This window comes from Micromonospora sp. CPCC 206171 (assembly GCF_036906755.1).
In the GTDB taxonomy this organism is placed as follows: domain Bacteria; phylum Actinomycetota; class Actinomycetes; order Mycobacteriales; family Micromonosporaceae; genus Micromonospora; species Micromonospora purpureochromogenes.
Genome location: NZ_JBAKHT010000002.1, coordinates 226,413 through 252,636, shown reverse-complemented (window position 1 = coordinate 252,636; position 26,224 = coordinate 226,413). Strand labels below are relative to the sequence as shown.

Genomic DNA, 26,224 nt, shown 5'->3' with positions numbered 1-26,224 from the left:
GCCGAAAAACGTCGCCGGCCAGTCAACCTTCGGGCCGTACCCGTCGTCCTTGGTGGGGACGGGAGATCGGGTGCGGCGGAAGAAACGCTTCGACGGGTTGGACGTCCTCGTCGCCGAACGCGGCGGTGCGCTCCTCGCGACGGCGGTACTGCTGACCGGCAGCCGGGTCGCCGGGGAAGACCTCTTGCAGGTGGCGCTGGAGCGGCTGATGCGGAACTGGAGCCGGGTACAGGGCGACAGGGAGGGGTACCTGCGTCGCACGCTGTACCACCTTGCCGTTGACCGGTGGCGGCTCCGCAGGCGCCGGCCGGAGGTGTTGGCCGAGATCGAGCCACCGGGCCAGGCGGACGGTACCGATGCGCTGCACCTCCGGCAGGCAGTCATCCAGGCGCTGGCCATGCTGCCGCCGCGGCAGTGGGCCGTGCTGGTGCTCCGCTACTGGGAGCAGTTCAGCGAATCCGAAGCCGCCGAGATGCTCGGCTGCTCGGTTGGCACCGTCAAGTCGACGTCGGGATGCGGGACCAGGTCGCCGGCTTGGCGTTCACCCGTGACGTACTGGGGGAGGCCGCTCGACGGCACCGGCGGCGCACCGCCTTGCACCGCACCGCGTACGCCGCCGGCGTGGTCGGTGTGGCCGGGGTGCTGGCCGCGGCCTTGACCGTGGGCACCGGCGGCACGGCAGTCCCGCCCGGGCCGGTTGCCGAGCGGCCGCCGGCGACGACGGCCGACACGCCGCAGCTGCGGCTCGCCGCAGCTGCCGCGGCCAGCGGAAACATCAGTTACCGGGTGAAGGTCACGACCACCGTGAAGGACAAGCTCCCGCCGAAGAATGAACTGCCCGAGCCGGTGAGCCCGAGCTGGGTGACCAAGGGAGCCTTCGATCCGGCAACGGCCACGGGCTACCTGGATTCGCCGTACACGGGTCTGCGTCCCATGGTCGCTGCGGGCTTCGAACATGAGCGGCTGGTCAACGGCGTCCGGTACATCGGCGCCCGGGACGGCACCGCGCCTGACAACGGTAAGATCGTTTGGAGCCGATACCCGGGCCAGCAAGCCAACCTGGACTACGACCTCGCGTTGGGCGGTGGCCTGACCGCTTCGGCGGATCCGCAGGGGCTGTTCGGTACCCTCCGGCGGGCCGGGGCCAAGGTCACCGAGGCCCCCGATGGCGCCTACCACTTCGAGGTCCAGGTGAAGGACGTTCCCTCGCGGGGCGCCGTCGACCGTCTCGTGGGCCAGGTGACGCTGGGCGGGGACAAGCGGATCGCGAAGGTGGCCTACGACCGTACGGTGTCCGTCACCAGGGGGAAGGTCTTCACCTACCACCTGCACGTGGTCACCGAACTGTCCGACTACGGCACTCCGGTGAAGGTCAAACCGCCGGCCCACGCCCATACGTGATCGTCCAAGTAACTGGCTCGGGCCCGCCTCGCCGATGACGACGGGTCGTGCCCGGGCGAGCCGAGCAGACCACCGGCCGACCGGCCAACGTCCGTACGAGCCGTCAAGGTCTCCTTGATGGCTCGTACGGCGACGGCCCGCTCCCCAGAAGGGCGGGTCGACGGTAGACAGTGAGGATGATGCCGCTCTGCAGGCCCTATGCGGCCAGCCTCGCGACCACGAGGACAAACATGAAGGAGACCGGCCCGGCTACGAGCCCTGACAGGTACCCGATACCGAGCGCCCGGGTCTGCCGGAAGAACAACGACACAAGCGCGCTCACCAGCAGCAAGCCGCCGAGCGCCAAGCAGGCCAGCGCCCCGAGGGTGTAGATGTTGAATCCGCTGTCCGGCGTGGCGGTGGCCGCGAACACCTCCACGTACTGATGAATGAGTGCCAGCGGAGCAAGCGACAGGGCCACTCCGGGAACAGCCCCGATCAGGCTCGTCACCACCGCTGCCACGGTTCGGCGCGGAGGTGTCGGCAGCGGTGCCGCCAGATTTCCGGCTGTGGGCACGGCACCAACGGTACCAATGACATGGCAGCCGAGGAGGGACGCAATCATCGCCTCAAGGGACGAGAAGCCGCGCCGGCAAGCTCTCGGCGGCCCGGTGGATCCGCTGGATCGAATGACGGCGTGCTGTGCCCGCTTGGAGGGAACGGAAAGTGGCCCTATTGCATGCGCTCAACGTGCATGTTGCCCGGCTGCACTGGGCGGTCAGGGACGCTCATGCACAACTGTCCCGGCTCAGCACCGCACACCGGGCAGGGGCGGTACGACTCGACGGACCCCGTATCGAGGCCCCTCGCCTGGGCCGCTCGGACGATGTCATCGGCCGCGTGGTGCAGCTCAAGGTCCCGATGTCTCACGGCAGCCTGGTGGATTCGCTGGAGCGCGCTTCGCGCCAGCTCCCCTGGGTCGGTCATCCGACTGACCTTCCCGCTCTGCTTGCCGTCACACGCACCCCCTGTTGACCTGCGGAAAAGCGCGATACGGGCCTGCCAGGAAGCCAGCCCGACGGTGACGCTTGTCCGGTTCCGACCTGTCTCTTCGGGTCAGGCGCGGTGGTCGGGGCGTTCGGTCTGCCAGCCGACGTCGGCCAGGGGCAGTGTGACCCGACGCTGATGAATGGCTGCAGCCTCATCGGGTACGCGGACTGAGGTACGCGAAGGATCGATTGTCCGGTGCGGAAACGTGCACGACTGATCTGACGTACGCGAGAGGGGATGCTGGCGATGAAGGACAGGATCCTGAAGGGGTTGCGGCGGAGAGCGAGCGCGATCGTGGTGCGCCGCCGAGCCAAGGATTCCGTGATCAACAAGCCGACCGGTGCCAGAAGGCCCGGCAGGCGTTTCCAGTGATACCGCGACCGGCCGGGGGCTGAACGGCCACCCGGCCGGTGGCGAGGAGCCTTGTCCTGGGAGTCGATGGGTCAGTCGCCGGAGAACCCGGTGAAGTGGATCTGGTCCGGGTGGCCGTCGACGTAGCTGACGACGTAGACGCCCTCCCAGCGTTCCCGGATCGGGTAGGGATCGAAGCTCTTCATCCACGCGAGGACCTGGTCCGGCGCGGGGTGAACAGTGCCGAAGTAAGCGAGCAACTGCTCGCCGGTCAGCGGGGACACGGTGCACGCCGTCGGCTCGTCCGAGACGCCGTCGACCATGTCGATGACGGAGTGCGTACCCGAGTACGGTTGCGCGGCGAGCAGCGAGTCCGGGTCGACCGGCCGGGGCCGCCGCTGCGCGGCTTGCCAATCGTTCAGCAGGAACTCGTTGATTCCGCTGTCGTCGTGCGCGGGATCGAGCGTCGCGCGGAACTCGTCCTCGGCCAGGGCGTGCGTCGGGTCCGGCTCCTCGCGGTAGTACTCGCCCCGGTCGTACACGTCCTGACGTAGCTGCCGGAGCGCGGCGGCGACGTCCGGCTGGTAGGCGACGCTGTACGACCAACCTGAAGCACCCACGTTCATTCTCCTGTCGACCGTTGGCCGGGCTCGCGATCTCCCGAGGACCGACCCGACCCTAGTGGGGCGGTCGGACAGGACCGTCTGCGTCGCCGGCCGGCTCACGCCGAGGTCGAGCCGTACCCATCGCTCGTCGTCATCTGCGAGCAGCCAGGTGCCGGCCCTGACCGCAGGGGTGGCTCCACTGTGACCCGCCTGTGTCCGGGCGTTCCTAGGGTGAGGAGAGCCGCACCCCTGGGGGACGAGATGCGCAAGCGCCCGGTGGCCGTCGCGACGGCCCTGATTCTGGTCGGGTGCGGTCTCGCGGGCTGCACCCCGCGCCTGCGTGGCGAGCTGGGCGTGAGCGTCGACCCGCAGGGACGCGTCGTCGGCCTGATGGCGGTCTGTCCCGACCAGGAGCTGGACCACCTGACCCTGACCGACGTCTCGCACGGCGAGGTACGGGTGACCCTCCGGCCGGCGGGCGACGACCGTCCCGACAGCGTCGTGCTGGGCGATCCGGGGGACGCCTGGACGGACGATTGGCCGCGGCAGCCCGGACCGGGGCAGGACCCGCGGGCGTTGACCGCCGACCACGAGTACGTCCTGGCCGGCGTGCTGACCGGCCCGGGCTCCGGGGACGGGAAGCTGGACGGCGTCAGCTTCGTACCCGAGGAGGTGCTGGCCGACCCGCAGCTCCGCTCGGGGATGGTGCGGACCTGGCGCGCCGGGGAGACCGTCTCCGTCGACGAGTTCCGCCGCCTCGACCAGTGCTGACGGTTATGCCGAATGCCGGCGGGCCAGCGGCTTCGGCGGGACGATGACCCGTTCGACCCCGGTCAGGCGACAGACCTGCTCGTCGATCCGATCGTCGTTGGCGCGGAACACCGCGTCGCGGTCCACCATGGTCAGGACCAGCGCCTCCGGCAGGTCCTCCGGCTTGGCAGAGGCGGCGATCTCGGGGGCGACGTCCCGGTAGCTCTCCTTGAGGATCTCGTACCCCTCCTCCCGGCTGCGCAGCCGTACGTCGCTCGCGCCCGGCACCGCGCGCAGGCGTGACTGCACCGCCTGCCTCTCCGCCTCGGACGCCTCGTTCATGAGGAAGACGACGATGTCGAGCTTCGGCGCCGGATCGGCCGCCGTACGGACGCTCATCACGCACTCGTCCACCGACGGCTGCGACTTCCTGCCCGGGAAGACGATCGAGTCGACGCCGTCGAGCTTTCGTAGTTCACCGCGGAGCGGCCCCTGGTAGGTGCGCTCGAAGATCCGGCGGGTCGGCATGGTGAACTCGTACGACTGCGGCATGTGCCCGGGCGTGAGCGTCTCCAGCAGGTCCGGACGGTCCTTCAGGTCCGCTCGCATCCTCTCGTACGCCAGCTCGCGGGTGATGAAGGTCAGGCCGGTGATGTCCGGGACGCCGCGCAGGTGGGTCTCGACGGCCTTCGCCTGGGCGTCACTGGCGTCGGTGCTCAGGAACACCCGGGCCTTCAGGTTCACGGGCCGGTCCTCGGCCGAGGGCCCGCCGGTGCAGCCGCTCAGCAGGGCGGCCGCCAGGAGCGCGGCCAGGACGGAAGCCGATCTACGCACCCGAGCACCCTAGCCAACCGGCAACGAGTCGTGGGGGCGCCAACTCACACCGTGTGGCGCCCCGGACCGACCCGGCCTCAGCGGCAGAGAAAGTCGATCACCGGCTCGAAATCGATGCCGTCGCCGCCGGCGTAGTCGAAGCCACCGGCGTGGGCCTCCCGCAGCAGGGCGGGGGCGTGAGCTGTTCTCCGGTCATCGCCGCACCCTGGCGACGGCCCCCGACACGCCCGCTCAGCTCGTCCCCTCGTCCGGGCGCCGGACCAGCAGGTAGCAGCGCTGCGTCTCGCCCTCCTGCGGGTGGTGTGCCCGTTCCAGCCGGGCCTCCTCGGTGAAACCGGCCTCGCGCAGTGCCCCGGCGACGGTCTCCACCTCGTGGTAGTGGAAGTCCACATCGACCTCAAGGCCCCACCAGTCGGTCAGCCGCTGCACCTCGGTGCCCAGGTGGAACGCGACCAGCAGCGAGCCGCCGGGCCGCAGCACCCGCCGCATCTCGGCGAACGCCGGCCGCAGCTCCGCCGGGCGCAGGTGGATGACCGAGTAGAGCGCCACCGCCGCGCCGAACTCGCCGTCCGCCGCCGGCAGGCTCAGCAGGTCGCCCTGGCGGAACTCCACCTCCGGGTACCTGCGCCGGCCGGCGGCGACCATCGCGGGGGAGAGGTCGACGCCGACGGCGGTGACGCCGCGCTCCGCCAGCCAGGCCGCCACGTGCCCGGGTCCGCACCCGAGGTCGGCCACCGGAGCGTCGCCGACCCCCTCGACGAGGGCCGCGAGCAGCGCCCGGTCGAGGGGCTTGCCGGCCAGTTCGTCGCCGATGCGTTCCCAGTACGCCTCGGCCACCGTGTCGTAGCTCCGGCGTATGCGGTCGTGGTCTGTCGCCTGAGACATGCCACGAGCCTGCCAGGGTCGCGCCAATGGGGAGTCAGGAGATGTAGTGCAGGATCACGTTGTGCACGTGGTGGCTCTTCTGCGCGCCCCGGAACTCCACCTCGTAGGTGTGCGTGCCGACGTGGACGGCGATCGCTCCGGTGGAGAAGAACGAGCCGCCCCACGACTTGTTGCTCACCACGCTCACGCTGGTGATCTTCGAGTACGGGATGCTGGTGATGGCGTACCGCTTGCCGATGAACGACCGGTCCTGGATGATCACGCGCCGGTCGGTGAGCCCGATGAACCCGGTGCCGGTGCCGACGGCGTCGTAGACGGCGATGATCTGCTCTCCGTCGAGCAGTCCACTCTGGATCTGCTGGAACTGCTCCTTGCGGTCGTACGTCGCATTGGCCATGGATCCCACGGTAGGAAGCGGACGCCAGCCGGCCCGGTCGACTAGTCTGCACGCCGCACCGGGGACACGGGGGAAGGAACGCGACATGACCATGGATGAGACCAGGTCGAGGCAACCGGCGTCGCCCGGCCTCGTCGAGGCGGCCGGGGGCGAGTGGGAGCCGTGGGCGGGGCCCCGGGCGTCGCACGGGCGGCTGAACCGCCTGGCGATCGCCGCCTTCGTCCTCGGACTGCTCGGCGGCGTGCTGGGGGCGGTGCTCGGGGTGGTCGCGCTGCGCCGGATCAGGCGGACCGGGGAGCGGGGCCGGGGCCTGGCGGTCGCCGGGCTGGTGCTCTGCGGCGTCTGGGCGCTGGCGCTGGTACTGGTCCTCACTCAGGTGGTGTCCCGGCCCGACCCGCCGGTCGGCGTCCGAGGGCTGCGGGCGGGTGACTGCTTCCGCGTCGACGACACCCCCACGGGTACGCGCACCGCGCCGGAGGAGGTCACCACGGTGCCCTGCACCGCGCCGCACGACGCGGAGCTGGTCGACCGCCTGCCCGCCTACGTTCGGCACGCCGGCGAGGCGTACCCGGGCACGGCCGCGCTGTCGGCGCGGGCCGAGACGGCCTGCCGGCAGCAGCAGCGCAGCTATGTCCTCGACCCGCTCTCGCTCCCGCCGGACGTGCGGCTGCGCTGGTACGTCCCGTCGCGGGTCGAGTGGCCGACCTATCCGCAGATCACCTGCTATCTGGCCGCCGGGTCGACGCCGTTGACCCGGCAGCTGCGCCAGGACGCCACCGTGGTCCGCCCCGAGCAGCTGGCCTACCTGATGGCGACCCGCGAGCTCGACGAGGCCCGGGCCGTCCTCGCCGCCCAGGGCCCGACCGCCGCGCCGGCCGAGCTGCGCGCCATGGTGGCCCGCACGGCGACGGCCAACGGCCGGTTCTGGCTCGCGCTCAGCGCCCAGACGTGGCCGGCGCAGGTCAAGGAGCCGATGGAGAAGCTGATCGCCGAGGCGCAGGAGGCCGCGGCGTACTGGCGGGACGCCGAGAAGTCCGCCGACCGTGACCAGACGCTCCGGTTGGTGGCGCAGGCCGAGCAGCGTCGCGAGCCGCAGACGGAGCTGGCCGTACGCCGGGCCCTGGGTCTGTCCACCGTGCAGGGCGAACCGGCGCGCTGACAGGCGCGAGCCCCGCCGGTCGCGTCGGGGGACGCGGCGCGGCGGGGCTGCGGAGGTGCGGTCGTCAGTGGTTGGTGCGCGGGTCGTCGTCGCGGGTGCGGCTGCCCGACTTCGCCAGGCCCCGGCTGACCAGGTAACCGATGGTCAGCAGGGTGATGTACCACCAGGCCTTGTCGGCGGCGAAGTAGTCCCCGCCGTTGTTGGCGGCGCCGTCGCCGACGGCGTTCGAGGCGATCAGCACGCCGATCACGGAGAGCAGGTAGACGGCGAGCTCGGTGGTCTTCCACGAAGGCTTGGTCTCGTCGCCGTGCCGACGGGCGACCCGCACGTCGTGGTGACCGAGGTGGTCGCCGTGGTGGTCCACGCCGTGGGTGGTGACGTTGGTGCCGGTGGGCGTGGTCATGTCAGCTCCAAGGGGGATAACTTCGGGGTGTTTGGTCCTCTACGGGCTCTTTCTGCCTGCCCGTGCCAAAGCTTGTACCCTGGGTGACTTCACCGAAACGACAGATTTTCAGGAAAGTTTCAGGAGGGGGCGAGGGACCTTGCCGACCGGCCACTCGGCCGGCCCGGTCCCGCACGTTCCGGCGAGGCCGGGCGGTGAGCCCTAGGCTGGCAGCGACGCCGCCGATCACCTCGGCGGTGGGGGACGGGGGCCGACGATGGACACCTGCCACCGGGCTGGGGCCTCGACGGGCGCCGCTCAGGAAGCGGTGACCGCCCGGTACGCGTCCTCGATGCGGGCCGCCAGCAGGACCTCGCCCTCGGTCAGCGGCTCACCGTCGCCATGCCCGACCCGGATCTGGGTCTCCTCGTCCCGGCGACTGATCTCGGGACGTAGCCGGAGCGCGTCCGCGACCACCTTGACGCGTTCGGTCAGCGCCGCGTGCTGGGTGTCGTCCATCACGAGGGTCCGCCGGATCTGCTCACCCTCCCGGGTCCAACCGGTGAGGAGCGTCAGCGCGTCGCTGAGGTAGTCGTGCTTCGCCCGGGTGTTGAACAGCCCGCGCATCACCGCACCTCCCAGGCGTCGTTGCCGGCTTGTGGCCAAATCGTCGCCGTCCCGTGTCCCTCGCGATGTTCCCTAGTCTGTCGTCAGTGGGACGGTGTGTCCACGCCCACACTTCCGTGTTCTGCTGACCTACCGGTCGGGGACGGTACCCAAACCGACGATTGATCTGGCACGCTGGACGCCCGTGCGGACCGAACGGGTAGGCGGAAGCGGACAGGACGAGCGGCGCGAGCCGAAGGTGATCGTCGGGGCGGCGATCATCCGCGACGGGCGGGTGCTGGCCTGCGCGCGGTCGGCGCCGCCGGAGGTGGCCGGGATGTACGAGTTCCCCGGCGGCAAGGTCGAGCCGGGCGAGAGCGAGACCGCCGCGCTGGCCCGTGAGTGCGCCGAGGAGTTGGCCGTACGCGTCGAGATCGGCGACCGCGTGGGGCGCGACGTCCGGATGGCCCACGGCCGCTCGGTGCTCAAGGTGTACGCGGCCCGGCTCCTGCACGACGACCAGCCGAAGGCGCTGGAGCACCAGGCCATGCGCTGGCTCTCCGCCGCCGAGCTGGACACCGTCATCTGGCTCCCCGCCGACGCCCCCATCGTCGCCGCCCTCCGCCCCCTCCTCCTGACCGCCCCCTGACCCCGGGACGAGGCGGGGAAAGCGACAGGGGGGCGGAAAGGGGACGGGGGCCGGCGGCTGTCGCCGCGGCCCCCGTCGATGCTTGCCCTGATCAGTGCTTCTCGTCCTGGCTCGGGTGAGCGAAGTTGAGGTGCTCCGGCGGCAGCGGGAAGGTGACGTCGTCGCCGAACGGGGACGGCGCCGCCGCCCGGTCGAAGGTCAGCTCCGTCAGCGGCAGCCGGCCGGTGGCGTCGACCGCCGGGGCGGTCGGGTGCGGGACCTCGCGGTGCCAGTTCACACCCTGCTGGGCCTGCACCTCGGCGAGCGGATCGTGCGAACCTCCCGCGTGCGAGTGGACCCCACTCTGACGAGCGCCGCTGTGCACCGCGGACTCCTTCCCCGCGCTGCCCGCGGTGCTCTGGGGCGTGTCACCCCGACGGAAGATCTTGCTACCAAGCCACACGAGGGGATCGTACCTGCGGTCGACGACCCGCTCCTTCATGGGGATGATCCCGTTGTCCGTGATCTTGATGTGCTCGGGGCAGACCTCGGTGCAGCACTTGGTGATGTTGCAGAAGCCCAGCCCCTGCTCGGCCTGCGCGTAATCCTTGCGGTCCGTCTTCGCGTCCAGCGGGTGCATGTCCAGCTCCGCCGCCCGGATGAAGAACCGGGGGCCGGCGAAGGCCTGCTTGTTCTCCTCGTGGTCGCGGATCACGTGGCAGACGGTCTGGCACAGGAAGCACTCGATGCACTTGCGGAACTCCTGCGAGCGCTCCACGTCGACCTGCTGCATCCGGTAGTCCCCGGGCGCCACGTCGGCCGGCGGCGCGAAGGCCGGCATCTCCCGGGCCTTCTCGTAGTTGAACGAGACGTCGGTGACCAGGTCCCGGATGACCGGGAAGGTGCGCAGCGGGGTCACCGTGACCGTCTCGGCCTCCTCGAAGGTCGACATCCGGGTCATGCAGCTCAGCCGCGGCTTGCCGTTGATCTCCATCGAGCAGGAGCCGCACTTGCCCGCCTTGCAGTTCCACCGGCAGGCGAGGTCGGGCGCGTCGGTGGCCTGGAGCCGGTGGATGACGTCGAGGACCACCTCGCCCTCGTTCACCTCGACCGTGTAGTCCTGCAGGTCGCCGCCGGTCTCGTCGCCCCGCCAGATCCGGAACTGTCGCTTGTTGCCCATTACTTGCCCGCCTCCTCAGCGAGGGCGTCGAACTCCGCGAGCTCCTCGTCGGTCAGGTACTTGGCCAGCTCGGCACGGTCGAAGAGGCCGATCAGCTCCGGCCGCATCGTCGGCAGCGGCTTGTGGTCCAGGCGTACGGTGTCGCCGTCCAGCGAGCAGACCAGGTTGACCCTCCGCCACTTCGGCTCCATCGCCGGGAAGTCCTCCCGGGTGTGCCCGCCGCGGGACTCCTGCCGCTCCAGCGCCGCCTTCGCGGTGCACTCCGACACCACCAGCATGTTGCGCAGGTCCAGGGCCAGGTGCCAGCCCGGGTTGTAGCGCCGGCCGCCGCTGGCGCTGACCTTGGCCACCCGCTCACGCAGCTCCGCCAGCCGGCGCAGCGCGTCGACCAGCTCACCCTCCCGCCGGATGATCCCGACCAGATCCCCCATCACCGCCTGGAGGTCCTGCTGAAGGGTGTACGGGCTCTCGCCGGTGTCCCGCTGCAGCGGTGCCAGCGCCGTCTCCACCGCCGCCTCCACCGCGCCGATCGACACCTTCGGCCGCGCGCCGAGCTGCTCGGCGTACGACGCCGCGTGCCCCCCGGCCCGCTTGCCGAAGACCAGCAGGTCGGACAGGGAATTGCCGCCGAGCCGGTTCGAGCCGTGCATGCCCCCGGAGACCTCACCCGCGGCGAAGAGCCCGCGCACGGTGCCGTACGCGGCGCCCGAGTCCGGGTCCACCTCCACGCCACCCATCACGTAGTGACAGGTCGGGCCGACCTCCATCGGCTCGGCGGTGATGTCGACGTCGGCCAGCTCCTTGAACTGGTGGTACATCGAGGGCAGCCGGCGACGGATCTCCTCGGCCGAGCGGCGGGAGGCGATGTCCAGGTAGACGCCGCCCGCGGGCGTACCCCGGCCGGCCTTGACCTCGCTGTTGATCGCGCGGGCGACCTCGTCGCGGGGGAGCAGCTCCGGTGGGCGCCGGTTGTTGTCCGGGTCGGTGTACCAGCGGTCCGCCTCCTCCTCGGTCTCCGCGTACTGCTTGCGGAAGACGTCGGGGACGTAGTCGAACATGAACCGCTTGCCCTCGGAGTTCTTCAGCACGCCGCCGTCGCCGCGCACCGACTCGGTGACCAGGATGCCCTTCACCGAGGGCGGCCAGACCATGCCGGTGGGATGGAACTGGAGGAACTCCATGTTGATCAGCGTCGCCCCGGCGCGCAGCGCCAGCGCGTGACCGTCCCCGGTGTACTCCCAGGAGTTCGAGGTGACCTTGTAGGACCGGCCGACGCCGCCGGTGGCCAGCACCACCGCCGGTGCCTCGAAGAGGACGAACTCGCCGGACTCCCGGTAGTAGCCGAACGCGCCGGCGACCCGGTCACCGTCGAGCAGCAGCTCGGTGATCGTGGTCTCGGAGAAGACCTTGATCCGGGCCTCGTAGTCGCCGTGGTCGCGCTTGTCCTCCTGCTGGAGGGAGACGATCTTCTGCTGGAGGGTGCGGATCAGCTCCAGGCCGGTGCGGTCGCCGACGTGCGCCAGCCGCGGGTACTCGTGACCGCCGAAGTTGCGCTGGGAGATCTTCCCGTCCTTGGTGCGGTCGAAGAGCGCCCCGTACGTCTCCAGCTCCCAGATCCGCTGCGGCGACTCCTTCGCGTGCAGCTCGGCCATCCGGAAGTTGTTGAGGAACTTGCCGCCGCGCATGGTGTCGCGGAAGTGGACCTGCCAGTTGTCCCGGTTGTTCACGTTCCCCATGGCGGCCGCCGCGCCACCCTCGGCCATCACGGTGTGCGCCTTGCCGAAGAGCGACTTGGAGATGATGGCGGTCTTCTTGCCCGCCAGCCGGGCCTCGATCGCCGCGCGCAGGCCGGCGCCGCCGGCTCCGATCACGACGACGTCGTAGTGGTGTCGTTCGATGCGAGTGGTAGTCGTCATGTCCAGGCGCCCTCTAGTTGATGAACCGCAGGTCGTTGAACCAGCCGGCCGCGACCGCCATGACGTAGAAGTCCGTCAGGGCGAGGGTGCCGAGGGTGATCCAGGCGAGCTGCATGTGCCGGACGTTCAGGGCGGAGACGAAGGTCCAGGCCTTGTACCGCATCGGAGCCTTCGAGAAGTGCTTGAGCCGCCCGCCGATGATGTGCCGGCAGGAGTGGCAGGAGATGGTGTACGCCCACAGCATCACCACGTTGCCGAGCAGGATGAGGTTGCCCAGCCCGAAGCCGAAGCCCTTCGGCGAGTGGAAGGCCAGGATCGCGTCCCAGGTGTTGATCAGCGAGATGATCGCGGCGGCGTAGAAGAAGTAGCGGTGCAGGTTCTGCCCGAGCAGCGGGAACCGGGTCTCGCCGCTGTACGCCTTGTGCCCGTCCGGCACCGCGCACGCCGGCGGCGACAGCCAGAACGAGCGGTAGTACGCCTTGCGGTAGTAGTAGCAGGTCAACCGGAACAACAGCAGGAACGGCAGGGTCAGCGCGGCGTCCGGGATGATCCACCAGCCGGGCAGGAAGCTGCCGAAGTGCGAGGAGCCCTCGGTGCACCGCTCGGTGACGCAGGGAGAGTAGAACGGGGTCAGGTAGTGGTACGCGTCGACCCAGTACCACTTGTGCATGAAGACCCGGACCGTCGCGTACGCGACCCAGGCGCTGAGCCCGAGGAAGGTGAGCAGTGGGGCGAGCCACCACCGGTCGGTCCGCAACGTCTTCGCCGCGATGGCGGCGCGCGCCCGCGCCAGCGGCCTCGTTGCCGTTGATGTCATTCGAGTCGTCTCCCTGACGGGGCCCTCGCGGGCGGCGGATCACGTTCCGTTCGGTCAGCGGACCGGTGGGACTGGGTCCACTGCCACGTCTTTGCGCACACCAACGACCGCACCGGCATGACGGCGCAGCTAAGTGACACACGTTACGCCGATCTCCACGGCCCGGCCGCGCAACGCAGTGTCCCGTGTGTCCCGCACGTTGGAAAGACCCGGAGCATGATCAATGTTCGTCGGCTGGAAAAGATCGTCTCCGGTCGACGCCGGACGGTCAGCCGGAGGCGCCGCCGGTGAAGTTCCACGCCGCCAGGCGCAGCGCCGGCGCCTCCCACCAGACCCCGTCCAGCCGGTCCGGCTGGCGGACCGGCCGTCGCCCGAGGCCGAGCAACGCGCCCGGCGCCAGCGCCCGCGGGTACGACTCGGTGAACCGGAAGTCGCGGACCGCCCGGGTCGGTACGCCGTCCTCGACCAGCCACACCCCGTTGCGGGTCAGCCCCGTGATCACCAGACTCTTCGGATCGAGCACCCGGGTGTACCAGAAGTCGCTGACCAGCAGCCCGCGCTCCATCCCGGCGACCAGCGCGGCAGTGTCCGCGTCCGCCACCGCCCCGTCCGCCCCCGCCCCGGGCGTGACCTCGGCGCCGCCGTCGGGCCGCCCGGCCGGGCCGGCCGCGGCGAGCAGGCGGAGGTTGCGCGGGATCGGGCCGAAGGTGGACGCGCCGACCATGCCGTGGCCGGTGGACCCGGTGCCCACCTCGGCGCCGCTGCGCCGGTCGTGTGCCACCGCGCGGGTCACCCCGCCCTCGACCAGCGACAGCGCCCGCCGGGCGGTGCCCTCCAGGTCGTACGGGAGGGCGGAGGCGTGCAGCGGGTCGTCGACCAGGGTCACCGACGGGTCGAACTGGGCGGTGCCCGGCTCGGCGAAGGACTGCCGCTCGGCGTACCGCTTGCCGTTGAAGCCGTACCAGGCGAAGTTCTGCAGCAGGTCACCCACGGCCGCTGGCTCCAGCACCACCTCGTACCGGCCCGGGGGCAGCTCCACCGGGTCGGCGGCGGCGCGCGCCTTGCCGGCGGCCCGGGCGCCCAGCGCCGCCCCGTCGAGGTCGGCCAGGCGGTCGGTGCAGAGCCGGGCCACCCCGTCCGCGCCGCCGGCGCGGGCGATGCCGTCCATCGCCGCCTCGGTGGTGCGGCCCTGCGCGGTGTGGCCGGCGGTGTTGGCGAACGCCCCGGACCGGTACGACGTCCGGCAGTAGCCGGCCGCCTCGAGGCCGCCCACCGCGTCGACGAAGGCGCGGACCCGGTTGGCCCGCGCGTCCGGCTCGGCGTAGGCGGTGTCCTCGTCGAGCAGGCCGCTGGAGCGCACCGCCGTGGGCGGGGTCAACCCCGGCCAGGCCGGGTCCGGCGGGCAGAGCCGCGCCGCCGCCACCGTCCGTTCGACCAGCGCGTGCAGGCCGTCGGCGTCGACCAGGCTGCCACCGCCGGCGGCGGTCCGGCCGTCGACGTGCAGGCGCAGCCGCACCGCGACACCGGACTCGGCCACGTTCTGGTGGATGAAGGAGTTGGCGAACCGGGTCAGCGCCAGGTCGTGCCGGGTCACCGCCACCTCGGCCTGCGCGTCAAAGCCGGCCAGCCGGTGGACCAGCTCCACCACCTGACCGGCGACGTCCAGCTCGGTCATGCGTGCACCCCCACTCGGACGGAACGGAAGCGGGCCGGGGCGGCCGGGTGGCCGGTGTGGCCGACCTGGCCGGGCTGGCCCTTCCCGCAGTTGGGCGTGCCCCAGGAGACGGTCTCGGCGGAGAGCATGTCCATCGAGCGCCAGAAGAGCGGGCCGATGCCGGTGTAGGTGGGGTTGCGCAGCATCCGCCCGCGCCGGCCCTTCTTCACCTCCCAGCCGATCTCGCAGCCGAACTGGAAGTTGAGCCGCTTGTCGTCGATCGACCAGGAGCGGTTGACGTCCATCAGCACGCCGTCGTCGGTGGCGGCGATGATCTCGTCGAGGGTGTGCGGGCCGGGCTCCAGGCCGACGTTGGTCATCCGCACCATCGGCAGCCGGGCCCAGCCGTCGGCCCGTACGCTGCCGCCGTAGTCGAGACCGGCGACCGCGGCCGAGTCCCGGCCGGCGAGCACCCCCACCCAGCGCCCCTCGCGGACCGCGTCCCGCTTGACCGCCGGGGAGCCCTCGTCGTCGAAGCCGAAGCTGCCCAGCGCGCCGGGGATGGTCGGGTCGATGGTGACGTTCATCAGCTCGGAGCCGTAGCGCAGCGTGCCGAGCTGGGCGAGGTCCAACCAGGACGTGCCGGCGAAGGCGGCCTCCCAGCCGAGGATGCGGTCCAGCTCGATGGCGTGGCCGACCGACTCGTGGATCTGCAGGGCGAGCTGTTCGCCGCCGAGGATGAGGTCGGTCTCGCCGGCCGGGCACTCGGGCGCGGTGAGCAGGGCCCGGGACTCCTCGGCGATGCGGGCGGCGTGCGCCGCGAGGTCCAGCGACTCGACCAACTCCCAGCCGGTGGTGCCGTACTGGCCGCGGTAACTGGGGTAGGAGCGGCGCTGGGTCTCCCCGTCACCGATCGAGGTGGCCGAGATGCCGCCGCCGCACTCGCGGATGCGCTGATCGATCCGGTGCCCCTCGCTGGAGACGAACCACTTGGCGGTGTCCCAGACCTGGTAGAGCCCCTCGGCCAGGTCGGCGCCGTGCTCCCGCATCGTCGCGGTGGCCCCGACCAGCAGGTCGCCCTTGGCGGAGAGGGCGACCCCGAGCGGGTCGACCCGGCATTCGGAGGCCCAGCTCGCCACGGCCGCCTCGGTCGGCACCAGGTCGATCGGCGGGCCGGGCACCCGCGCGCTCGCGGCGGCGACCGCCGCGGCGCGCCGGCCGGCATCGCGGGCCGCGGCGTCGGACAGCTCGGGTACGGCGTGGAAGCCCCAGCTCGACCCGACCAGCGCCCGCACCCCCAGGCCGATGCTCTCGTCCTGGGTCAGCTCTTCGATGGCGCCGTTGCGGGCCGACATCGACTCGTAGCGGCGGTGCATCACCCGGGCGTCCACGTACCGGGCGCCCGCGTCGAGGGCGGCCTGGACGGCGGCGGAGGCCGCGTCGAACTCGGTCATGCGCCCGACCCTAGGCGAGCCGACCGACCTTCGTCAGGGGACGAGCTCCTCCGGCCGGATGGTGGCCTTCACCGGCTCGCTCAGCTCCAACGTGTCACCTGGCTTGGTCACCGACTGCTCCACGTAGTGGCTGCCCTGCCGCCGGTAGAGGTGCAACGTGCCGGTCTCCTGCTCGATGAGGAGGTACCACTCGATGCCGGCGGCGGCGTAGTAGTGCATCTTGAGCACCTTGTCGGTGGCCGCGTTGCTCGGCGAGATGATCTCGCAGATGAGCCGGACGTCGACCGCGTCGATGATGAGTTCGTCCAGGTCGACCGGCCCGGTGATGACGAGATCGGGAATGGGGATCCGGCCCGGTCGGAGCCGGACGTTCACCGCCTCCAGGAGTTCTAGCCCGGCGGTCTCGGCCGCAGCTTCGAGGATGTTGCCCAGTTTGCGCGAGATGCGCTGGTGGCGTGGAGTGGGGGCTGGGGTCACGTGGAGGCTCCCGTCGAAGAGTTCGACGCGTTGCTGCGTCTCGCCGAGGGCGAGGTACTCCTCTTCGGTCCACGGGCCGTCGTGGTCGAACACCGCCGCGGTCATCGTCACCTCCACCTCTCTGGCGTCGAATCCTTCCGTGCCCGCCGCGACCATCGTCGCACCTGACGTGCGAGCGTGGGCCGACGACATCGAGTTGCCGCGGTGGATGTCCTGGTGAGGGCTGTTCACGCCCGTTGTCGACTCGTTACGCTGTGGCCCGCTGACAGCTCCGCCGCTGTAGCTTATTTTCACCCTCGGAGCTTTGTTGTAGGTTCTCTACAACCTGAGGGAGGCGGTCGTGGACAGTCCGGAATCCGTGCCGTCCGGGCAGTCGGACGACCGCCCCGGCGTGCCGGAGCAGCGCGCCGCCGAGGCGCCCCACCTGCGCGTCGACGACCTGCGGGTCAGTTTCGCCACCACCGACGGCGTGGTCCGGGCCGTGGACGGGATCTCCTTCGACGTGGCGCGCGGGCGCACCCTCGGCATCGTCGGCGAGTCCGGCTCGGGCAAGAGCGTCACCTCGCTGGCCATCCTGGGCCTGCACGACCCGAAGCGGACCACCATCACCGGGGAGATCACCCTCGGCGGTCGGCAACTGGTCGGCCTCGGGGACGAGGAGGTGCGCCGGCTGCGCGGCCGCGACCTGGCGATGATCTTCCAGGACCCGCTGTCGGCGCTGCACCCCTACTACACCGTGGGCCGGCAGATCGCCGAGGCGTACCGGGTGCACCACCCGGGGGCGGGCCGGCGGGAGGCGCGTACCCGGGCGGTCGACATGCTCGGCCGGGTCGGCATCCCGCAGCCGGCGCGCCGCTTCGACCAGTACCCGCACGAGTTCTCCGGCGGCATGCGGCAGCGGGCGATGATCGCGATGGCGCTGGTCAACGACCCGGACCTGCTGATCGCCGACGAGCCGACCACCGCCCTCGACGTGACCGTGCAGGCGCAGATCCTGGACCTGCTCACCGACCTGCAGGCCGAGTTCCACTCGGCGATCATCCTGATCACCCACGACCTGGGCGTGGTCTCCCAGGTCGCCGACGACGTGCTGGTCATGTACGGGGGCCGGGCGGTCGAGCGGGGCACGGTCGAGCAGGTGCTGCGGCGCCCGCAGCACCCGTACACCTGGGGGTTGCTGTCGAGCGTGCCCTCGCTGCACGGCGACGCGGACGCGGACCTGCTGCCGATCCCCGGCACGCCGCCCTCGCTGATCAACCTGCCGTCGGGCTGCGCGTTCCACCCGCGCTGCCGGTACGCCGGCCGCAACGGTGACCGCTCGCGCACCGAGGTGCCCGAGCTGGGGCCGGCGGGCGAGGCCGGCCACCTGGTCGCCTGTCACCTGTCGGCGCAGGAGCGCACCCGGCTCTACCAGGAGGACGTGGCACAGGTGGGGGTGGCCCGATGAGTGAGACCGAACCGCTGCTGCGGGTGCGCGGGCTGACCAAGCACTTCCCGGTGCGCACCGGACTGCGCAGCCGGGGGCTGGTGCGGGCGGTCGACGGGTTGGACTTCGACGTGCGGCCGGGGGAGACCCTGGGCCTGGTCGGGGAGTCCGGCTGCGGCAAGACCACCACCGGCCGGATGCTGGTGCGGCTGCTGGAGCCCAGCGCCGGGACCATCGAGTTCGCCGGCCGGGACATCACCCACGCCCGGCGGCGGGAGCTGCGGCCGCTGCGGCAGGACCTCCAGATCATCTTCCAGGACCCGTACGCCTCGCTGAACCCCCGGCACACCGTGGGCCGGATCGTGGCGATGCCGCTGCAGGTCAACGGCATCGAGCCGCCCGGCGGGGTGCGCAAGCGGGTGCAGGAACTGCTGGAGCTGGTCGGGCTGAACCCGGAGCACTACAACCGCTACCCGCACGAGTTCTCCGGCGGGCAGCGGCAGCGCATCGGCATCGCCCGGGCGCTGGCGCTGCGGCCCAAGCTGATCGTCGCCGACGAGCCGGTCTCCGCGCTGGACGTCTCGATCCAGGCGCAGGTGATCAACCTGCTCCGGGACCTGCAACGCGACCTCGACCTGGCGTTCGTGTTCATCGCCCACGACCTGGCCGTGGTGCGGCACTTCTGCCAGCGGGTCGCCGTCATGTACCTCGGCCGGATCGTCGAGATCGGCGACCGGACCGACATCTACGAACGGCCGCAGCATCCGTACACCCGGGCCCTGCTGTCGGCGATCCCGGACGTGACGGCGCTCGGCCCGGCCGGGCGGATCCGGCTGGCCGGCGACGTCCCGACACCGCTGGACCCGCCCTCGGGCTGCCGGTTCCGGACCCGCTGCTGGAAGGCGCAGGACGTCTGCGCCACCGAGGAACCGGCCCTGGCGCCCCGGGACCGGGGCCGGCAGGCCACCGCCTGCCACTTCCCGGAAGGGGAGCCGGCCGGCACGAGCCCGGAGGTCGGCCCGGTGGCCGCCGCCGGCCCGGTCGTCCCGGCGCGGCGAGCGGAGTCGGTGGAGTCGGCGGCTCCGGCCAGGTCAACGCCCCCTGCCGGTTCGGTGGGCGCGAGCGGCGAGGAGGTGGCGAAGTGAGCCTGTCCCCGGTCGAGGGCGTGGCGCTGGCCGAGATCGAGTCCGGCGGCGAGGGCGACGCGCCGCGGAGCAGAGGCGTCGTCGGCCGGTCGCCCGGGCAGCTCGCCCTGGCCCGGCTGCGCCGGGACCGGACCGCCCGGGTCAGTGCCGCCCTGCTGGTCTTCTTCGTGGTGGTCGCGCTGATCGCCCCGCTGCTGTCCATGGTGTACGGCGTCGGCCCCGGCGAGGACTTCAAGGACAAGCTGGACCGGTGCTGCGGCATGCCGCTGGGCTACCTGGGCGGCATCTCCGGCGAGCACTGGTTCGGGCTGGAGCCCGGCACCGGCCGGGACATCTTCATCCGGATGGTGTACGGGCTGCGGACCTCCCTGCTGATCGCCTTCTCGGCGGCGGTGCTCAGCACCGCGCTCGGCGTGACGCTCGGTGTCGTCGCCGGCTACCTGGGCGGCTGGGTCGACGCGGTGATCACCTGGATCACCGACCTGGTGCTGGCCATGCCGTTCCTGATCATCGCGCTGGCCCTGATGCCGACGCTGGTGCTGCGCTTCTACGGCGAGCGCGACGCGGTGCCCGAGGCGTTCGGCGTGGCGATGCTGATCGCGATCTTCGCGGTCTTCGGCTGGACCAGCACCGCCCGGCTGGTCCGCGGGCAGGTGATCGCCCTGCGCGAGCGGGAGTTCGTCGAGGCGGCCCGGGCCAGCGGCGCCGGCCTGGGGCACATGCTCTTCCGGCAACTGCTGCCGAACATCTGGGCGCCGATCCTGGTGGCCTTCTCGCTGGCGGTGCCGCAGTTCATCACCAGCGAGGCGGCGCTGGCCTTCATCGGGGTCGGCCTGACCGACGAGACGCCGAGCTTCGGCCGGATGATCTACCGGAGCCTGGACTACCTCCAGACCGACCCGGCGTACGTCTTCTTCCCCGGCGTCACCATCTTCGCGCTGGTGCTGGCCTTCAACCTCTTCGGGGACGCGCTGCGCGACGCGCTCGACCCGAAGTCGTCGCGGTAGGGGTGCCGACATGGCCCGTTTCCTGATCACGCGGATCTTCTCCGCCGCCCTCACCCTCTTCGTGGTGAGCGTGCTGACCTTCCTGATGTTCTTCGCGCTGCCCCGCGACCCGGTCAACGGCATGTGCCCGAAGAACTGCAACCCGGAGCGGCTGGAGCGGGTACGCCAGGAGTTGGGGCTGCGCGACCCGCTCGTCACCCAGTACGCCGGCTACATGAAGGGCATCTTCACCGGCCGGGACCTGGGCAGCGCCCAGGGCGGGCGGTGTGACGCCCCCTGCCTGGGCTGGTCGTACGTGGCCAACGAGGCGGTTTCCGACACCATCGCCCGGGTGCTGCCGGTGACGCTGAGCATCGTGATCCCGGCGGCGATCCTCTGGTTGCTGCTCGGGGTGGGCCTCGGCATGATCTCCGCGCTGCGCCGGGGCACCTGGGTGGACCGGGCCGCGATCGGCTTCTCGCTGACCGGCGCCTCGTTGCAGCTCTACTTCGTCGGCGCGATGCTGCTGCTGGTCTTCGTCTACACCACGCGGCTGCTGCCGGTGCCCGGCTACACGTCGATCCTCGACAACCCGCTCAGGTGGGCGAGCGGGCTGGTGCTCGCCTGGGTCGCGCTGGCCTTCCTCTTCTCCGCCATCTACGCCCGGCTGTCCCGGGCGCAGATGCTGGAGACGCTCTCGGAGGACTTCGTCCGGACCGCGCGGGCCAAGGGCCTGGCCAAACCCCAGGTGTACGGGCGGCACGCGCTGCGCGCGGCGATCACCCCGGTGGTCACCATCGCCGGGTTGGACGTCGGCGGGGCGCTGGGCGGCACGGTGATCACCGAGCTGACCTTCGGCCTGACCGGGCTGGGGCGTACCGCCGTGGACGCGGTCAAGGGCGGTGACCTGCCCACCATCATGGCCACCGTGCTGATCTCGGCCTTCTTCGTGGTGGTCGCCAACCTGGTGGTGGACCTGCTCTACGCCGCGATCGACCCGCGGGTCCGGCTGGGCTGAGGCCGTCGCGGGTCGGGAGCGGACACCCGAGGTACGAGTCGTTGAAATTTATCGACAACTGTTACACAACTCGAAGGTTTTCTTCTTTACGATCCTCGGGACGTCGGCGGTTCCCCGCCCGGCGCCCGCAGAGCACACGGTGGAGGAGGTACGACATGCGACCACGGGTGGCGGCAGCCGCATCCGGCGCCATCGCACTGGTTGTGGCGTTGGGCGCGTGCACGAAGAACACCGACGACGGTCCGTCGGTGGACAACAACCGGAAGCAGACCGGGGTGATCGCGACCGACCCGAAGGACTCCCAGGGGCCGGCGGCCGAGGTCGAGGGGGCCCAGAAGGGCGGCACCTTCAGCATCATCCGGGAGACCCCCATCTCCCACCTGGACCCGCAGCGGACGTACTCGTTCGCCGGCCTGATGGCCAACCCGCTCTTCGCCCGCTACCTGACCACCTGGAAGGACGACGGCAAGGGCGGCCTGGTGCTCGTCGGTGACCTGGCCGAGACGCCCGGCACCAACGTCAACAACGACTGCAAGGTCTGGGAATTCAAGATCAAGGACGGGGTGAAGTTCGAGGACGGCAGCGCGATCACCGCCAAGGAGATCGCGTACGGCATCGCCCGCTCCTTCGACCCGGACCTGCCCGGCGGCCCGACCTACATTCAGGAGTGGCTGGTCGACAGCCCGCAGTTCGACACCAAGTGGGACTTCAAGAAGAACAAGACCGGGCTGCCCCCGGGCCTGACCACACCGGACCCGAAGACCCTGCGCTTCGAGTTCGCCAAGCCCCGCTGCGACCTGCCGTTCGCCGTCTCGCTGCCGACCACCGCGCCGCTCAAGCCCGAGATGGACACCGGCGTCAACCTCGACCAGAAGCCGTTCTCGTCGGGGCCGTACAAGGTCGCCAAGCACCAGGTCGGCGTGCAGCTGACCCTGGACCGCAACCCGAACTGGGACCCGAAGACCGACCCGGTGCGGCACCAGTACCCGGACCAGTTCGTCTGGACGTTCGGCCCGACCGCCGACGCCGCGAACAACCGGGTGATCGCCGACAACGGCGCGGACCAGAGCGCGGTCGCGTGGAACTTCGTGCCCGCCTCGCTGGTGGCCAAGGTCGCCGGTGACGCCAACCTGAAGTCGCGGACCATCCTCTCCCCGACGCCGAGCGCCAACCAGCTGGTCATCAACACCCAGCGGGTCACCGACCTCAAGGTCCGGCAGGCGCTCAACTACGCCATCGACCGCGACGGCCTGATCAAGACCATCGGTGGCTCCACCGTGGCGGCCCCGCTGACCACGCTGATGCCGCCGGCGACGATCGGCTACAAGGCGTACGACGCCTACCCGGCAGGCGCCAGCGGCGACATCGACAAGGCCAAGGAACTGCTCGGCGGCCAGACGCCGCAGCTCGTCCTCGGCGCCTCCGACGACTCGGAGGAGCAGGAGATGGCCACCCAGATCAAGAGCAACCTGGAGAAGGCCGGCTTCAAGATCACGATCCGGAACATCCCGGACGACGCCAAGCTCGACGAGATCAAGAAGAAGAACAACCCCTGGGACCTGTACATCGGCAACTGGGCGGCGGACTGGCCGAGCGGCGCGTCCATCCTGCCGGTGCTCTACGACGGCCGGTCGATCAAGGCCGAGGGCAACAGCAACCAGTCCTACTTCAACGACCCGGCCATCAACGCCGAGTTCGACCGGATCCTGGCCATGTCCCCGGCCGACCAGGGCCCGGAGTGGGGCAAGCTCGATGAGCGGATCATGAAGGAGCACGCGCCGGTGGTGCCGCTCTACGTCGACGTGGCCTACGTCGTGCACGGCTCCAAGGCGGGCGGGGTTTTCATCTCCAGCGTCTTCGGCTACCCGGCCTTCGTGAACGCGTACGTCAAGCAGTAACTCGCGGTAGGGACGGGCCCCGGTCGACAACGGTGTCGGCCGGGGCCTTCCGCGAGTCAGAGGTGCGTACGCAGGAAGTCCAGCTCCAGCCGGAGCAGCCGCTCGGACAGCCCGTCGGCGGCCATATGGCTGGCCCCGGTCAGCGGCAGCACCGCGTGCGGGCGCCCGGTGGCCAGCAGCGCCGCCGACAGCCGCAGCGTGTGCGCGGCCACCACGTTGTCGTCGGCCAGGCCGTGCACCAGCAGCAGCGGCCGGGCCTGCTCCGACTCGAGCAGCGGCTCGGCGGCCAGCTCCACCAGCGAGTGGTGGCCGTACACGTCGATCCCGTCGTCCGGCAGGCCCAGGTAGCGCTCGGTGTAGGCGGTGTCGTACAGGTGCCAGTCGGTGACCGGCGCGCCGGCGATGCCGCAGCGGAACAGCTCCGGGTGCCGCAGCACGGCCAGCCCGGCCAGCCAGCCGCCGAACGACCAGCCCCGGATCGCCACCCGGTCCAGGTCCAGGTCCGGGTGCTTGCCGGCCAGCGCGGTCAGCGCGTCCACCTGGTCGGCCAGGATCACGTCGGCCAGCCGGCGGTGTACCGCCTTCTCGAACGAGGGCGCCACCCCCGGGGTGCCCCGGTTGTCGACGGTCACCACCGCGAAGCCGGAGTCGGCCCACCACTGCCGTTCCAGCCAGGCCGCCCGGGCGGCCACCACCTCCTGGTGCCCCGGGCCGCCGTACACATCCAGCAGCACCGGCAACCGGGTGCCCTTGACGTGGTCGCTCGGGTAGAGCACGCCGGACGGCAGCCGCCGGTCGGTCACCCGGACCAGCATCGGGCGCGGGGCGTACGGCGGGGTGGCGGCCAGCGAGCGCAACTGGGCCACCTCCCGGTCACCGCGCCAGACCGACCAGCTCGTCCCCGCGTCGTCCAGCGAGGCGGTGCCCACCACCAGCACGTCCCCGCCGACCGCGGCGGTGTGCCAGCCGGGGGTGCCGCTCATCCGACGGGCGTCCACGCCGCCGCCGATCACCGTGCGGACCCGGTACAGGTGGCGCTGGCTCGGCTCGCCCTCGCTCGCCTCGACCAGCAGGTCCGCCGGGCCGCCGCCGGTGGGCAGCCGCCCCACCACCCGGCGTACGTAGAGCGAGGGCGGGGTGAGCAGGGTGCCGTCGGCGAAGAGGCAGCGGGCGTCGTACCCGTCGTGGGCCAGCTCCCCGCCGACCAGCACCCGGCCGTCCGGCAGGTGCGCCGGCGTGCCCGGGATCGGCTCCACCCAGCGCGGGTCGGCCAGCTCGGCGTGCACCTGGGTCTCCCCGGTGCGCGGGTCCACGGCCAGCACCAGACCGTGCTGCTGCGAGCGGCGCAGCACCGTGATCAGCGGCCCGCCGTCGGCCCAGCCCACCGAGGCCAGGTAGGGGTAGGTCTCCCGGTCCCAGTGCACGTCGACCCAGCCGCCGTCGAGGTCGAGCAGGTGCAGGCTGACCTCGGCGTTCGGCCCGCCGGCCCGGGGGTACGCGACCGTGGTCGGCGGGCTCGTCGGGTCGGCCGGGTCGTGCAGGTGCCAGCGCGGCAGCCGGGACTCGTCCACCCGGGCGGCCAGCACCGACCGGCCGTCCGGCGCCCACCAGTAGCCGCGGAACCGGTCGAACTCCTCGGCCGCGACGTGCTCGGCCAGCCCCCAGGTCACGCCGGAGTCCTCGCCGGCCAGCAGGCTGTCGGTGCCGTCGGACTCGACCACCCGCAGCTGGCCCCGGCGCACCCCCTCGGCGGCGTCGGTGACGTACGCCAGCCGCTCGCCGGTCGGGTCCGGCCGCGGGTCGATCACCGGCCCGACGGTCTCCACCTCGACCACGTCGCCGTGCACGAGGTCGGCCCGGAACAGCCGGCCGGCCAGCGCGAAGACCGCCACCCGGCCGGCGGCGTCGAGGGCGTACGAGCCGATGCCGGCGCTGCTGAGCCGCAGCCGTTCGCGCAGTGCCCGCTCGCCGGGGGCGAGCGCGCCCGGTTCGGTGTCGGCGCCGAGCAGCGCGGCCGGGTCGGCGATCAGCCGCTCCTCGCCGCTGGCGACCTCCAGCGACCAGAGTTGCTCGGCCGGGTCCTCGGGACCGCCCGAGCGGAGGAAGACCACCCGGGAACCGTCGTCGGCCACGGAAACGGCGCGCGGCGCCCCGTGGCTGAACCGACGGGTACGGGCGGCCAGCTCGGGAAAGTCCACAGCTCCAGATCGTAGGGCGGCTCGCGACGTGATGTGGCCGACCTGGGCGGACGCGTCAGGCTCGGCGGACGGAGACCGCCGGTTAGAGTGACGGACGTGACGACGCTGCCCGATCGACGCCTTCTGCTGGTTCACGCGCACCCCGACGACGAGTCCATCGGCACCGGCTCGACGATGGCCTGGTACGCCGCCAGCGGCGCCCACGTCACGCTGGTGACCTGCACGCTCGGCGAGGAGGGCGAGATCCACGTGCCGGAGCTGGCGCAGCTCGCCGCCGCCGAGGCCGACCAGCTCGGCGGCTACCGGATCGGCGAGCTGGCGGCCGCCTGTGCCGCGCTCGGCGTCACCGACCACCGCTTCCTCGGCGGCGCCGGCCGCTACCGCGACTCCGGCATGATGGGGCTCGCCACCAACGAGCACCCCCGGGCCTTCTGGCAGGCCGACCTCGACGAGGCCGCCGGGCACCTGGTGGAGATCATGCGCGAGGTCCGCCCGCAGGTCATGATCACGTACGACCCGAACGGCTTCTACGGCCACCCCGACCACATTCAGGCCCACCGGGTGGCGATGCGGGCGCACGAGCTGGCCGCCGCCGAGGGCTTCGCCCCGGCCAAGGTCTACTGGACGGCCATGCCGCGCAGCGTGCTGGAGGCCGGCCTGACCGCCTTCACCGAGGCGTCCGACAACCCCTTCGACGGCATCGACAGCGCAGACGAGCTGCCCTTCGGTACGCCCGATCCGGAGATCGCCGCGCGGATCGACGCCACCGACCAGCATGCCGCCAAGGAGGCGGCGATGCGCGCGCACGCCACCCAGATCCCGGCCAGCTCGTGGCTGTACTCGATCGCCGGCAACTTCGGCGCCGAGTTCATGGGCGTGGAGTACTTCACCCTCGCGGTGGGCGAGAAGGGCCCCGGCAAGGGCCCGTACGGCTGGGAGGACGACCTCTTCGCCGGGCTGGCCGCGGACGACACCGATCGCTCCCCGGTCGCGGTGGCCGGGCTCCGGTGACCCTGCCCGCCGCGCCG

The 26,224-nt window shown here is 71.5% G+C and carries 27 protein-coding genes; 12 read left to right on the top strand and 15 right to left on the bottom strand.

Annotated features, from left to right (window positions below; translation table 11 throughout):
• The first annotated feature begins 70 nt into the window (after window positions 1-70).
• The gene (locus tag V6U89_RS03900) at window positions 71-658 is read left to right on the top strand and encodes a SigE family RNA polymerase sigma factor (RefSeq protein ID WP_334569202.1); all 588 of its coding nucleotides are present in this window, start codon (window positions 71-73) and stop codon (window positions 656-658) included.
• On the top strand, window positions 622-1,401 hold the full coding sequence (locus V6U89_RS03895) for a hypothetical protein (protein WP_334569201.1): 780 nt from the start codon (window positions 622-624) through the stop codon (window positions 1,399-1,401). The genes V6U89_RS03900 and V6U89_RS03895 overlap by 37 nt, the downstream gene beginning before the upstream one ends.
• 196 nt (window positions 1,402-1,597) lie before the next feature.
• Here the strand turns inward: V6U89_RS03895 and V6U89_RS03890 are convergent, their stop codons facing one another.
• On the bottom strand, window positions 1,598-1,957 hold the full coding sequence (locus tag V6U89_RS03890; RefSeq protein WP_334569200.1) for a hypothetical protein: 360 nt from the start codon (window positions 1,955-1,957) through the stop codon (window positions 1,598-1,600).
• Between the two features lie 155 nt (window positions 1,958-2,112).
• Window positions 2,113-2,367 (bottom strand): zinc finger domain-containing protein, encoded by a 255-nt coding sequence (locus tag V6U89_RS30160; protein ID WP_442933856.1) that lies wholly within the window; start codon window positions 2,365-2,367, stop codon window positions 2,113-2,115.
• A gap of 300 nt (window positions 2,368-2,667) precedes the next feature.
• On the opposite strand from V6U89_RS30160, the gene V6U89_RS03885 reads away from it, so the two are divergent.
• Window positions 2,668-2,802 carry a hypothetical protein gene (locus V6U89_RS03885; RefSeq protein ID WP_334569199.1) on the top strand — a complete coding sequence of 45 codons (135 nt, stop codon included), beginning with the start codon at window positions 2,668-2,670 and terminating at the stop codon, window positions 2,800-2,802.
• Between the two features lie 71 nt (window positions 2,803-2,873).
• On the opposite strand, the gene V6U89_RS03880 is transcribed toward V6U89_RS03885, so the two are convergent.
• Complete coding sequence (locus V6U89_RS03880; RefSeq protein ID WP_334569198.1) at window positions 2,874-3,401, bottom strand: hypothetical protein; 528 nt, start codon at window positions 3,399-3,401, stop codon at window positions 2,874-2,876.
• Between the two features lie 246 nt (window positions 3,402-3,647).
• On the opposite strand from V6U89_RS03880, the gene V6U89_RS03875 reads away from it, so the two are divergent.
• Window positions 3,648-4,157 carry a hypothetical protein gene (locus V6U89_RS03875; RefSeq protein ID WP_334569197.1) on the top strand — a complete coding sequence of 170 codons (510 nt, stop codon included), beginning with the start codon at window positions 3,648-3,650 and terminating at the stop codon, window positions 4,155-4,157.
• A 3-nt stretch (window positions 4,158-4,160) separates the two neighbouring features.
• Here the strand turns inward: V6U89_RS03875 and V6U89_RS03870 are convergent, their stop codons facing one another.
• The 3 genes from V6U89_RS03870 to V6U89_RS03860 form a co-directional block, all read right to left on the bottom strand.
• Window positions 4,161-4,970 (bottom strand): permease-like cell division protein FtsX, encoded by an 810-nt coding sequence (locus tag V6U89_RS03870; RefSeq protein ID WP_334569196.1) that lies wholly within the window; start codon window positions 4,968-4,970, stop codon window positions 4,161-4,163.
• 231 nt (window positions 4,971-5,201) lie between these two features.
• Complete coding sequence (locus V6U89_RS03865) at window positions 5,202-5,855, bottom strand: class I SAM-dependent methyltransferase (RefSeq protein ID WP_334569194.1); 654 nt, start codon at window positions 5,853-5,855, stop codon at window positions 5,202-5,204.
• A gap of 34 nt (window positions 5,856-5,889) precedes the next feature.
• Window positions 5,890-6,252: a PH domain-containing protein gene (locus V6U89_RS03860; RefSeq protein ID WP_088960401.1), complete on the bottom strand. Its 363-nt coding sequence runs from the start codon at window positions 6,250-6,252 to the stop codon at window positions 5,890-5,892.
• A gap of 85 nt (window positions 6,253-6,337) precedes the next feature.
• On the opposite strand from V6U89_RS03860, the gene V6U89_RS03855 reads away from it, so the two are divergent.
• Window positions 6,338-7,411, top strand: a complete 1,074-nt coding sequence (locus V6U89_RS03855; RefSeq protein WP_334569193.1) for a DUF4190 domain-containing protein — start codon at window positions 6,338-6,340, stop codon at window positions 7,409-7,411.
• Window positions 7,412-7,475: 64 nt separating this feature from the next.
• Here the strand turns inward: V6U89_RS03855 and V6U89_RS03850 are convergent, their stop codons facing one another.
• Complete coding sequence (locus tag V6U89_RS03850; protein WP_334569192.1) at window positions 7,476-7,814, bottom strand: hypothetical protein; 339 nt, start codon at window positions 7,812-7,814, stop codon at window positions 7,476-7,478.
• A gap of 297 nt (window positions 7,815-8,111) precedes the next feature.
• Window positions 8,112-8,420: a 4a-hydroxytetrahydrobiopterin dehydratase gene (locus V6U89_RS03845; RefSeq protein WP_334569191.1), complete on the bottom strand. Its 309-nt coding sequence runs from the start codon at window positions 8,418-8,420 to the stop codon at window positions 8,112-8,114.
• A gap of 238 nt (window positions 8,421-8,658) precedes the next feature.
• Here V6U89_RS03845 and V6U89_RS03840 point away from each other — a divergent pair, with 238 nt between their 5' ends.
• Window positions 8,659-9,048, top strand: a complete 390-nt coding sequence (locus V6U89_RS03840) for a (deoxy)nucleoside triphosphate pyrophosphohydrolase (RefSeq protein ID WP_442933865.1) — start codon at window positions 8,659-8,661, stop codon at window positions 9,046-9,048.
• 91 nt (window positions 9,049-9,139) lie between these two features.
• Here V6U89_RS03840 and V6U89_RS03835 read toward each other — a convergent pair whose 3' ends face one another.
• The 6 genes from V6U89_RS03835 to V6U89_RS03810 all read right to left on the bottom strand — a co-directional run bounded on the left by V6U89_RS03835 (window position 9,140) and on the right by V6U89_RS03810 (window position 16,630).
• Window positions 9,140-10,207 (bottom strand): succinate dehydrogenase/fumarate reductase iron-sulfur subunit, encoded by a 1,068-nt coding sequence (locus V6U89_RS03835; RefSeq protein ID WP_334569189.1) that lies wholly within the window; start codon window positions 10,205-10,207, stop codon window positions 9,140-9,142.
• Window positions 10,207-12,123, bottom strand: a complete 1,917-nt coding sequence (locus V6U89_RS03830; protein ID WP_334569188.1) for a fumarate reductase/succinate dehydrogenase flavoprotein subunit — start codon at window positions 12,121-12,123, stop codon at window positions 10,207-10,209. The genes V6U89_RS03835 and V6U89_RS03830 overlap by 1 nt, the downstream gene beginning before the upstream one ends.
• A 13-nt stretch (window positions 12,124-12,136) precedes the next feature.
• Window positions 12,137-12,940, bottom strand: coding sequence for a hypothetical protein (locus tag V6U89_RS03825; protein WP_334569187.1), 804 nt, complete (start codon window positions 12,938-12,940; stop codon window positions 12,137-12,139).
• Between the two features lie 268 nt (window positions 12,941-13,208).
• Window positions 13,209-14,615, bottom strand: a complete 1,407-nt coding sequence (locus V6U89_RS03820; RefSeq protein WP_334569185.1) for a TldD/PmbA family protein — start codon at window positions 14,613-14,615, stop codon at window positions 13,209-13,211.
• A complete protein-coding gene (locus V6U89_RS03815) occupies window positions 14,612-16,048 on the bottom strand; it encodes a TldD/PmbA family protein (protein WP_334569183.1) in 1,437 nt (478 codons plus the stop codon). Before V6U89_RS03815 ends, V6U89_RS03820 begins: the two co-directional genes overlap by 4 nt.
• Window positions 16,049-16,081: 33 nt before the next feature.
• Window positions 16,082-16,630, bottom strand: coding sequence for a Uma2 family endonuclease (locus V6U89_RS03810; protein ID WP_334569182.1), 549 nt, complete (start codon window positions 16,628-16,630; stop codon window positions 16,082-16,084).
• Between the two features lie 286 nt (window positions 16,631-16,916).
• Between V6U89_RS03810 and V6U89_RS03805 the strand changes: the two genes are divergently transcribed.
• The 5 genes from V6U89_RS03805 (at window position 16,917) to V6U89_RS03785 (ending at window position 22,998) form a co-directional block, all read left to right on the top strand.
• Complete coding sequence (locus V6U89_RS03805; RefSeq protein WP_334569420.1) at window positions 16,917-17,972, top strand: ABC transporter ATP-binding protein; 1,056 nt, start codon at window positions 16,917-16,919, stop codon at window positions 17,970-17,972.
• The gene (locus V6U89_RS03800) at window positions 17,969-19,096 is read left to right on the top strand and encodes an ABC transporter ATP-binding protein (RefSeq protein ID WP_334569181.1); all 1,128 of its coding nucleotides are present in this window, start codon (window positions 17,969-17,971) and stop codon (window positions 19,094-19,096) included. The genes V6U89_RS03805 and V6U89_RS03800 overlap by 4 nt, the downstream gene beginning before the upstream one ends.
• Window positions 19,093-20,103, top strand: a complete 1,011-nt coding sequence (locus tag V6U89_RS03795) for an ABC transporter permease (RefSeq protein ID WP_334569180.1) — start codon at window positions 19,093-19,095, stop codon at window positions 20,101-20,103. The genes V6U89_RS03800 and V6U89_RS03795 overlap by 4 nt, the downstream gene beginning before the upstream one ends.
• A gap of 10 nt (window positions 20,104-20,113) precedes the next feature.
• Window positions 20,114-21,100: an ABC transporter permease gene (locus tag V6U89_RS03790; protein ID WP_334569179.1), complete on the top strand. Its 987-nt coding sequence runs from the start codon at window positions 20,114-20,116 to the stop codon at window positions 21,098-21,100.
• A gap of 155 nt (window positions 21,101-21,255) precedes the next feature.
• Window positions 21,256-22,998, top strand: coding sequence for an ABC transporter substrate-binding protein (locus V6U89_RS03785; RefSeq protein WP_334569178.1), 1,743 nt, complete (start codon window positions 21,256-21,258; stop codon window positions 22,996-22,998).
• A gap of 56 nt (window positions 22,999-23,054) precedes the next feature.
• On the opposite strand, the gene V6U89_RS03780 is transcribed toward V6U89_RS03785, so the two are convergent.
• Window positions 23,055-25,196 (bottom strand): prolyl oligopeptidase family serine peptidase, encoded by a 2,142-nt coding sequence (locus V6U89_RS03780; RefSeq protein ID WP_334569177.1) that lies wholly within the window; start codon window positions 25,194-25,196, stop codon window positions 23,055-23,057.
• Between the two features lie 87 nt (window positions 25,197-25,283).
• Between V6U89_RS03780 and mshB the strand changes: the two genes are divergently transcribed.
• Window positions 25,284-26,207, top strand: a complete 924-nt coding sequence (gene mshB / locus V6U89_RS03775) for an N-acetyl-1-D-myo-inositol-2-amino-2-deoxy-alpha-D-glucopyranoside deacetylase (RefSeq protein ID WP_334569176.1) — start codon at window positions 25,284-25,286, stop codon at window positions 26,205-26,207.
• Window positions 26,208-26,224 lie beyond the last annotated feature (17 nt).

Excerpts from the sequence above, each read along its gene's own strand:
- V6U89_RS30160 (WP_442933856.1), bottom strand. The coding sequence starts at position 2,367 with ATGACCGACCCAGGGGAGCTGGCGCGAAGCGCGCTCCAGCGAATCCAC.
- V6U89_RS03885 (WP_334569199.1), top strand. The coding sequence starts at position 2,668 with ATGCTGGCGATGAAGGACAGGATCCTGAAGGGGTTGCGGCGGAGAGCG.
- V6U89_RS03875 (WP_334569197.1), top strand. The coding sequence starts at position 3,648 with ATGCGCAAGCGCCCGGTGGCCGTCGCGACGGCCCTGATTCTGGTCGGG.
- V6U89_RS03865 (WP_334569194.1), bottom strand. The coding sequence starts at position 5,855 with ATGTCTCAGGCGACAGACCACGACCGCATACGCCGGAGCTACGACACG.
- V6U89_RS03860 (WP_088960401.1), bottom strand. The coding sequence starts at position 6,252 with ATGGCCAATGCGACGTACGACCGCAAGGAGCAGTTCCAGCAGATCCAG.
- V6U89_RS03855 (WP_334569193.1), top strand. The coding sequence starts at position 6,338 with ATGACCATGGATGAGACCAGGTCGAGGCAACCGGCGTCGCCCGGCCTC.
- V6U89_RS03850 (WP_334569192.1), bottom strand. The coding sequence starts at position 7,814 with ATGACCACGCCCACCGGCACCAACGTCACCACCCACGGCGTGGACCAC.
- V6U89_RS03845 (WP_334569191.1), bottom strand. The coding sequence starts at position 8,420 with ATGCGCGGGCTGTTCAACACCCGGGCGAAGCACGACTACCTCAGCGAC.
- V6U89_RS03835 (WP_334569189.1), bottom strand. The coding sequence starts at position 10,207 with ATGGGCAACAAGCGACAGTTCCGGATCTGGCGGGGCGACGAGACCGGC.
- V6U89_RS03830 (WP_334569188.1), bottom strand. The coding sequence starts at position 12,123 with ATGACGACTACCACTCGCATCGAACGACACCACTACGACGTCGTCGTG.
- V6U89_RS03825 (WP_334569187.1), bottom strand. The coding sequence starts at position 12,940 with ATGACATCAACGGCAACGAGGCCGCTGGCGCGGGCGCGCGCCGCCATC.
- V6U89_RS03820 (WP_334569185.1), bottom strand. The coding sequence starts at position 14,615 with ATGACCGAGCTGGACGTCGCCGGTCAGGTGGTGGAGCTGGTCCACCGG.
- V6U89_RS03815 (WP_334569183.1), bottom strand. The coding sequence starts at position 16,048 with ATGACCGAGTTCGACGCGGCCTCCGCCGCCGTCCAGGCCGCCCTCGAC.
- V6U89_RS03810 (WP_334569182.1), bottom strand. The coding sequence starts at position 16,630 with ATGACCGCGGCGGTGTTCGACCACGACGGCCCGTGGACCGAAGAGGAG.
- V6U89_RS03800 (WP_334569181.1), top strand. The coding sequence starts at position 17,969 with ATGAGTGAGACCGAACCGCTGCTGCGGGTGCGCGGGCTGACCAAGCAC.
- V6U89_RS03790 (WP_334569179.1), top strand. The coding sequence starts at position 20,114 with ATGGCCCGTTTCCTGATCACGCGGATCTTCTCCGCCGCCCTCACCCTC.
- V6U89_RS03785 (WP_334569178.1), top strand. The coding sequence starts at position 21,256 with ATGCGACCACGGGTGGCGGCAGCCGCATCCGGCGCCATCGCACTGGTT.